Source organism: Streptomyces spiramenti, assembly GCF_012034385.1.
GTDB lineage: Bacteria > Actinomycetota > Actinomycetes > Streptomycetales > Streptomycetaceae > Streptomyces > Streptomyces spiramenti.
Map to the genome: position 1 here is coordinate 1 of NZ_JAAVJB010000231.1, position 7847 is coordinate 7847.

A 7847-nucleotide genomic window follows, 5' to 3' on the forward strand; every position below is an offset into this window, starting at 1 on the left:
AGAGCGTCGATCAGGCGGGAGACGGTCGGGTCGGAGGCGACCGGGCCGAAGACGGCCGGCTCACAGCGCAGTATCGCGACGTCCGCGAGGCAGTCCCCGCCCTGCGCGACCGCCAGCGCGATGTCCAGGAGGGCCTTGCCGGGATCGTGGACGGCCCGGGGCTTCCGCCACGGAGCCAGAGCTGCGGATATGGCCTGGTCAAGACCGGTCTTGCGGGCCGTCTCCACGAGCAGGACCGACCCGGCCTGCGAGACGACCTGACGACCGTCGTCCTGGACACGGGCACGCGGGTAAGACCCGATAGAGTGCTTCACCTGGAAAGTGCTCTTTTCCTTGCAGCGAACTGGACCCTCAGCAAGTCCTATCGTTGCAGGTCAAGGGCACTTTCTGCGTTCCTGATCAACCTCCGGACAGCCCACCGCGTGAAAGCGCGAGGCTAGGGGCCCTCGCCATCGGGACACGAACGGAGCTCCTCCCGTGTCCCGGTCAACCGGTGGTCTCGCGACGGATCGAAAGAAGCGCTGAGACCTACGCGGGCGGGGCCGCCGAGGTGAGGGAGCGGTCGGCGACGCTCTGAAGGTGGTCTGTGAAGAGCTTCCCCGCGTCGGGGTTGACGGTCGCCAGCGCGACCATGCCTGTGACGATGACGTCGCACAGTTCCTTCTCGACGTCGGTCCAGGTGTGGCTGGCGCCCTTGCGTGGGTTTGATCCCATGGCTCCGTGCACGGCCTCGGCGACCTCGCCGGTCTCTTCCTGGACCTTCAGGACGCGGAGGAGACGTGTCACCTCGGGGCTGTTGGAGTCGTGGGCGTCGAGCCATTCCACGAGTCGGTCGATCGTGGTCCAGGTCGCCGAGTCCATGTGTGCACCGTTCGTGATGGGGTGGGCGGGCGGTCCGAAGTGCGCTCCTGCGGTCGGGAGGGCAGAAGGGGCCGGACTGGCCCTGATTCTGGGTGACCGTGGAGCAACCTATTGTGCAGGTATCCGTCCGAAGGAGTCCGACGCCCATGACACCAGCACGCACGGTCGATCTGCGGCTGCATGCAGTTGATGACTTGCTCTGCCGGGTTGAACGGTATCTCCAGGTGAGCCTCGACCGTGGGTCCCTGGTCCGGAAGCGTCGCTCTGTGGGCGCGGCGACAGAGCGCGGGACGTGGGTGCGGATTGAGCGGCGGCCAGCCTCTCGGGTGGGTACTCAGGGGTGGAACGGTGCTGAAACGGCTGCGGCGTTGACCGGAATTTCGATGCCGGAGTGGTTTGCCGGGGTGTCTTGGCGGGAGGGTGACGAGGTGGTGTGGCGTGCAGACGAGACGTCTCTGCTACCCGATGCCCCGGTTCAGGCCGGCACCCTGACGGTCCGCCCCGACCTGCCGGAGGAGTGGTGGAAGCAGTTGTCCGCGTCGTTGGATGCGCTTGCTGTTCAGAGTACGAGCCGTGTCGCGACGCCGGATACGGTGACCATTACGCAAGTTCGGGTGTCGGAGGCGATCCGCCGAACGTTCTCATCAACGTTCGACACCACGATTTCGATGTGGGTGCCCGCTCACGCGGATCTGAACTGGGCGAACGTGACAGCTCCCAGTTGCTGCTTGTTCGACTGGGAGGACTGGGGAATGGCCCCACTGGGTCTGGACTCGGCCTCACTGTGGGCGAACTCCTTGGCGGTGCCCGACCTCGCCGAGCGGGTGTGGGCCGAGCGGCGCCGGGACCTGGAGAGCAGGGACGGGCTACTCATGGCGATGTTCTGCCTTGGCAAGATCGTCGGTGATTACGCTGATCCCGCTGATCCGAAGCTGCGGCCGGCAGAGCAGGCCGCAGCCCGGATCGTCGGTGAGCTGGTCGATCACTGAGGCGAGCGTGCTCGCAGGAGTCGCCGGTAGCGGTCCACCACGCCGTAGTCGACGCCCCACGAAAGTGTGCCCAGCAGCTCGCGGAGGTGGGTTTCGTTATCGGAGCCCACGGCGATCGTGCTCACCTCCGGAAGTGCGTAGGCCGTACGGAACGCCGCCCGCAGGGGCGTGCATCCCTCCGGCGGGTTGGTCAGGAAGACCTGTGGTCGAGCCGCCTCCCACACCGGGTCGTGAGGTGAGGCGTTGAACGGGCTCATGCCCCACACGTCGGTCGGCTTCCATCTGTGAACGAGTTGGTCGGCGGCGTCGAGTACCGGACCCGGCACGAGCAGGCCGGAGCGGATCATCAGCACGGTCGGGCGCGGGGTTGTGGTGTCGAGCTGCGGAAGGAGTGGCCGGGGGTCCCAGGTTGAGACACCCCACGCACGTGCGAGTCCGGCGCGTACGGCGTCGTCCAGGGCGGCGCACGCGTCAGCCAGGGGTTCCCCGTTCGTGCTGCGTTCGGGGTTGTGGAGGAAGACGAGGTCGGGGGGCCGGCGAAGGTCCCGGACGGTCTGTTCCACGGCCGCTCGAAGGCGTGCGGGGTTCAGGGTGTGGTGGCCGCCGGGGCGGTCGGGGAAGAACCCGACCTTGGTGGAGATGGTGAAGTGCCGGAGCAGGTCGCCGGCCTGTTCGGCGAGCGTGGTGTGCGAAGTGAAGCCGAGGTAGTTGAAGGCGGTGTCGAGTCGGCTGATGCCGAGGTCAAGGGCAGCCTTCAGAGGGCCGCGATCGTGACGCTCACGTCGAGCCCGGCGGCGGAAGCCGCGGCCCCCAGGGGGAAGCCGCCCTCGTACGGCCAGAGCCGCACCGCGAGGTCGCGCTCCTCGTCGGAGAGAAGGCCGAAGCTCCAGGCGACGGCTTCCTGCAACGTCGCGTGCGGGGTCATCGTGCTGTGCGGGATCCTGCCCAGCACGGTGAAACGGTCGTCCAGCTGCTCGGTCAGCGCCCGGACGCCGAAGGTCCGCACCCGCGCCGCGGCCAGTTCAAGTGCCAGCGGCAGGCGGTCCAGTGCTTCGGCCAGGCGGTGCAGCTCCCGGCGGTCGGTGTCCTGTTCGAGCCAGCCGGGCAGGGTCGCGCGGATGCGATCGGTCAGCAGCGCCACGGCGTCGTCGGCGGCCAGCGGCCCCAGCGGCAGGCTGTGCTCGCCGTCGACGCCGAGCGGGCTGCGGCTGGTGGCGACGACCCGCAACGCGGGAACCCGGTCGAGGAGGTCGGCGACGAGCCGTGCCACATCGTCCACGAGGTGCTCGCAGTTGTCGAGCACCAGGGGGCGCCCGTGCAGACGGAGCCGCTTGACGAGCGCCTCGTACGGGTCCCCGGTGAACCCGGTGACGCCGACCGCCGCGGCGATCGCCGAGACCAGGGGGGCGGGGTCGGTGACATCGGCGAGGCGGACGACGACGTCCCGGCCGGCCCATTCCACGGCCAGGCGGGTCTTGCCCGATCCGGCGGGCCCGACGACGGTGACGAGCCGATGCGTGTCGGCGAGACGGTCCAGCACGGCCAGCTCCGCGTCCCGCCCGATGAACGACGACAGCGGCCGGTCACCCGGCGGACGGGTCACGGCAACGGGGCCGGCCAGTGCGGGGTCCTGCGACAGGATGCGGCCTTCGAGCTCCCGCAACTCCGGTCCTGGATCGACGCCCAGCTCCTCGGCCAGCAGCGCCCGGACCCGGCGCACCGCAGCCAGCGCGTCGGCCTGGCGCCCCGAACGGTAGAGCGCCAACGCCAGCAGCTGCCACCGTCGTTCGCGGTACGGAGCGGCGTGCACCAGCAGTTCGAGCGCGGCCACCGCGCCGGGGTGGTCACCGGTGGCGAGCAGCGCCGCGGCGCTCTCCTCCTGGGCGGTGTCGCGCTGTTCCAGCAGGGCGGCACGGATCGCGGCCGTCGACTCGTCGTCGGCCAGGTCCTCGTAGGGCGTTCCGCGCCACAGCCGCAGCCCCGTCTCGAAAGCCTCGTGCGCGTCGGCGTGGCGGTCGTCGGCCGCCGACGCGCGGGCGCGGGCCAGGTGACTGCGAAACCGTTCGACGTCGGTGTCGGAGGCGGGGAGCCGATAGCCGCCGACGGAGCGCTGCAACGCCGTGCCGGGCAGTACCCGGCGGAGCCGGGAGACGTACACCTGGAGGGCTCCCGCGGGGTTGCGTGGCCCGCTCCCGCCCCACAGCTCCTCGACCAGGCTGTCCTCCGAGACCGGCCGCCCTTCTGCGGCGATCAGGATCGCCAGCAGCCTGCGGGGCAGCCGCCCTCCGACGTGGACCGGCCGGTCGCCCGCACGGACCTCGAGCGGGCCCAGCACCGCGTACGTCACCACCGCACCATGTAAGCCGATGCCGCCGGTGGCGGCATCGGCGGGGTTGCCGAGCGGTATCGATGTTGTAGGCGGATTGCAAGGCACGACCTCGAAGCTGCTCCCATGAGCAACGACACGAACGAGACGATGGCCGACAGCCGCGACATGGTCGGCGCCCACGACGCCATGCGGCGGGAGTTCAGCGCGCTGCCCGCGCTGATCGCCGGCGTGCGGGTGAGGGACACGCACGGCACCGGCGTCGTCGCCCGGCACGTCCTGATGATGGTCGACTTCCTGCACGCCCATCACACCAGCGAGGACGACCACGTCTGGCCCCGCCTGCGGGAGCGTTGCCCCGACGATGTCGAGCCTCTCATCGAGACCATGGACCAGCAGCACGCCTTCATCGACGACGAGCTGACGGCGCTCGCCGCGGGCGCCCGGCGCTGGCAGGAGTCGGCCGTCGCCGGCGACCGCGATGCCGCCGTCGTCGTCGCGGAACGACTGCTGGCGCCGCTGCACGAGCACCTGGCGCTGGAGGAGGAGCGGATCCTGCCGCTCATCGATCGCCATATGACCGCCGGCGAGTGGAAGGCCACCGTGGAGGCGTCCTTGAACAAGGTGCCCTTCGCGCAGCGACTGCTGATGCTGGGCATGGCCCTGCACGGCGCGGACGAGGAGCAGGCCGGGCTGCTGCGCGCCGCCGTCCCCGCAGTCGTCTGGCATGTGGGGCGCCCGCTCGGGACTCGCTTCTACCGCACTCACCGTGAGCGTCTGGCCTCCGCGAGCCAGGGCTCGTACCGCTGACCCCGGCCCACTCGCCCGCGAGCCGGGACCGTGGGCACCGGGTCGTTCCCGTCGGGTCCGGTCTCCTCGCCGGACGTTTCGCCGCGAGTGATCATGGAGAGCCCGGTCGAGGGCGGGCCCGGTCGGCCCGGGGTCACGGCCGGGGCCTGACGGACCGGGCAGCGAAGCGCCGGTCGAGCCGTTCGGGGCCGTGGCGGCTCCACCGCCCGAAGGATCCCCTCGCGGGGTTCCCGTGCCGCAGGACAAGCCCGAATTGCCTTACCAGGAGTGCCTGTTGTGACATGGCTGCTGCATGTCGGGCCCTGGCCCCGTTCCGGTGTCCGCCAGTAGGCATGAGACAGGTCACCCGATCAAGAATCTCCAGAAGGCAACAGATCTATGCACCGTTCCGAACATCGAAGAGCAGGGTCAGCCGAAAAGGAGAGAGCAGAGGCAAAGCCCTACGTAGCGGGCCTCGCCGGTCTCCAAGCAACGGCCGGTAACAGGGCCGTGGTGCAGACGCTCCGGCAGGCCGGGCACCCGTGGGCGCAGGACACGCACCGGCACAGCTCCGGCTGCGGTCACGGAGCAGGGGGCTCCGCGGTCCAGCGCACGGCCCGCGACCTCGTGGCGCAGCGGGTACCGCTGCAGGGCGGTGTGGACGACCACAGCCCTGAGGGCCAGCGGGGTCTGCTCGATCGGGCAATGGCGTCGCCCGGCCGTCCGCTTCCCGGACCGCTGCTGGCCGCGGCCGAGCCGTACTTCCAGAACGACAAGCTCTCCACCGCGACGCTTCACGACAACCCCGTCGCTCAGCGCGCCACCGAGGCGCTGGGCGCACAGGCCATGACCGTCGGCACGCAGATCTTCGCGGCTCCCGAGGCCGTCGGGAACATGCGCCTGATGGGCCACGAACTGAGCCATGTCAGCGAGAACCTCAAGGGCACTCGCGAAACGGGCAACGGCAACGGCGCCGGTGTGACCGTGACCGACCCGCGCCAGGGCTCCGAGCAGGCGGCGGAGAGGGACGGAGCCTCCTTCGCCGCAGGAGCGACCACCGCCCCCTCCGTCACCGCCCAGCGCGCCACGTCACCGGGAGCAGGTGGCGCCGGCGAAGCGCTCGGAGCCGGTGCGACCGTTCAGCGGTCCCCTTCCGGGTACGGGTGGGGGCGCAGCGGACCGCAGACGTACCAGGACGACGACGCCATGGTGATCGACGCCGAGCCCTCCTACGCGGCGAGCTATGAGTCGGCGCCCGTCGCCTACTCGTCGTGGACGCTGCCCCCGGGGCGCTGGGACGAGGCGGACAGCAGACAGGAACGTCCCTCCTACCCGTACGGCGACTCCCCGTACTCCTCCCGCCCGCCGGCTCCCTACCAGGGGGGCGAGGACGTGGACATGGACATGGACATGGACGAGTACGCGGCCCCCGCACCCCGGGGCCGTCGCTCGTCCCGCCCGCCAGCCTCGTACGACACCCGGGGCTACGACGTCGTGGACGCCGATCCGCGGCGCCGCGGATCCTCCCGGCAACCCGACCGCGAACCCCGGCGCACCTCACGCCCCCCGACCGCCTACCAGGGCGGTGAGGACCGGGAGGGCTACGCGCCCCGGGGCCGTCGCTCGTCCCGCCCGCCGACCGCGTACGACACCCGGGGCTACGACGTCGTGGACGCCGCTCCGCGGCGCCGCGGATCCTCCCGACACTCCTCGCGGCCCCGGACCGCCTACCGGGGGCCCGACGACATGGACGTGGACATGGGCGGCCCGTCCGAGTCCTCGAGATCCGGTTGGTCCGGGCCCGAATCGAGCCGGCGCGAGCGGTCGAACCGGAAGAGGGAGATGAGCTCGTCCCGTCCCAAGGGAGTGGTCAAGTCGGGCGACAGGGCCCTCAAGCCCCGCAAGAAGGAGCAGCTCTGGGACGTCGCCAACGAGGTGATCGCGAAGGTCAAGAGCACGATCAGCAAGGGTGCAGCCAACCAGGTGTCCGCGGCGGTGGCCGGCGGACTGGGCCATCGCCTGGGCGTCGCCCGCAGCGGGGAGTACCGTCAACCGGTGCCGAGCGGCCCGATGTTCTGGGGCCAGAGCGCGGCAGCGGCCAAGGCCCTCGGGGTCGGGAACTGCGGCGAGCACGCCGCCATGGCTTTCTGCATGCTCAACAAGAAGAAGCTCCCGGAGGGCGTGCGGATCTGGCACGTCGAAATGGACATCGACCATGTCTTCGTCGCGGTGGGATACCCAAGCAGGCCGCAGGAGATCATCATCGTCGACCCCTGGCAGGTGGGCGCCGGCGCTAGAGCGGCCGGGGACCCGAACCTCCACTTCCGCCTGTTCGACGAGCGGGGAAACATGCCGAAGAAGGCGACAGCGTTCACGCCCGACGGGGTCGACTACATGAAGCTCGCCGCCTCGACCATCAACACGGCCGAGATGCAGAACACGATGGACCTCGGCGGTGACCCGGTCCCACTGGACGAGTTGATGCGCCCCGGCCAGGGCATGTACCACCAGCAGATGACCGCTCGGCCCATGGGAGCGCCCGTACCGGACATCCCCCTCCCGCTGCCGCCGGCCTCCGGTCAGCGACTCCGGCGAAGCCGGGAAACCCGTGAGGACCTCGCGACGAAGTTCCGGCGGTACGACCCGCGCGACTGGACCTGATGCCCTGACCGCACGGGGCGATCGAGCGTCCCGACCGGCGTGCTCCCGCGCACCGTCGCCGGACTTCATCTCCAGGCCGATGTCCTCCCGCCGCGACAAGGCGACAGACAGCCGGGGAGGGCCGGGAAAGCGGGGGCGGGGGAAGGCAGCCCGGCGAGGTCCGGTCGGATGCCGCCCCGGGCGGTGAGAGACGCGGCTCGGGCGGTCGGCCCGGGCCGACC

General features: G+C 70.6%; 7 protein-coding genes. 3 read left to right on the forward strand and 4 right to left on the reverse strand.

Annotated elements, in window-relative coordinates; genetic code table 11:
- Positions 1 to 314 (reverse strand): transposase (locus HCJ92_RS20135; protein ID WP_338054284.1); only part of this gene is annotated, 314 nt, incomplete at its 3' end.
- A gap of 214 nt (positions 315 to 528) precedes the next feature.
- Positions 529 to 861: a MazG-like family protein gene (locus HCJ92_RS20140; RefSeq protein WP_167935029.1), complete on the reverse strand. Its 333-nt coding sequence runs from the start codon at positions 859 to 861 to the stop codon at positions 529 to 531.
- A 146-nt stretch (positions 862 to 1007) separates the two neighbouring features.
- On the opposite strand from HCJ92_RS20140, the gene HCJ92_RS20145 reads away from it, so the two are divergent.
- Positions 1008 to 1850: a hypothetical protein gene (locus HCJ92_RS20145; protein WP_167935030.1), complete on the forward strand. Its 843-nt coding sequence runs from the start codon at positions 1008 to 1010 to the stop codon at positions 1848 to 1850.
- On the opposite strand, the gene HCJ92_RS20150 is transcribed toward HCJ92_RS20145, so the two are convergent.
- Positions 1844 to 2689, reverse strand: a complete 846-nt coding sequence (locus HCJ92_RS20150; RefSeq protein ID WP_338054286.1) for an aldo/keto reductase — start codon at positions 2687 to 2689, stop codon at positions 1844 to 1846. The genes HCJ92_RS20145 and HCJ92_RS20150 overlap by 7 nt on opposite strands.
- A complete protein-coding gene (locus HCJ92_RS20155; protein ID WP_167935031.1) occupies positions 2605 to 4284 on the reverse strand; it encodes a BTAD domain-containing putative transcriptional regulator in 1680 nt (559 codons plus the stop codon). Before HCJ92_RS20155 ends, HCJ92_RS20150 begins: the two co-directional genes overlap by 85 nt.
- A gap of 18 nt (positions 4285 to 4302) precedes the next feature.
- Between HCJ92_RS20155 and HCJ92_RS20160 the strand changes: the two genes are divergently transcribed.
- Both HCJ92_RS20160 and HCJ92_RS25150 read left to right on the forward strand, forming a co-directional pair.
- A complete protein-coding gene (locus tag HCJ92_RS20160) occupies positions 4303 to 4986 on the forward strand; it encodes a hemerythrin domain-containing protein (RefSeq protein ID WP_167935032.1) in 684 nt (227 codons plus the stop codon).
- Positions 4987 to 5475: 489 nt separating this feature from the next.
- Positions 5476 to 7626: an eCIS core domain-containing protein gene (locus HCJ92_RS25150; RefSeq protein ID WP_338054285.1), complete on the forward strand. Its 2151-nt coding sequence runs from the start codon at positions 5476 to 5478 to the stop codon at positions 7624 to 7626.
- The last annotated feature ends 221 nt before the right edge of the window (positions 7627 to 7847 follow it).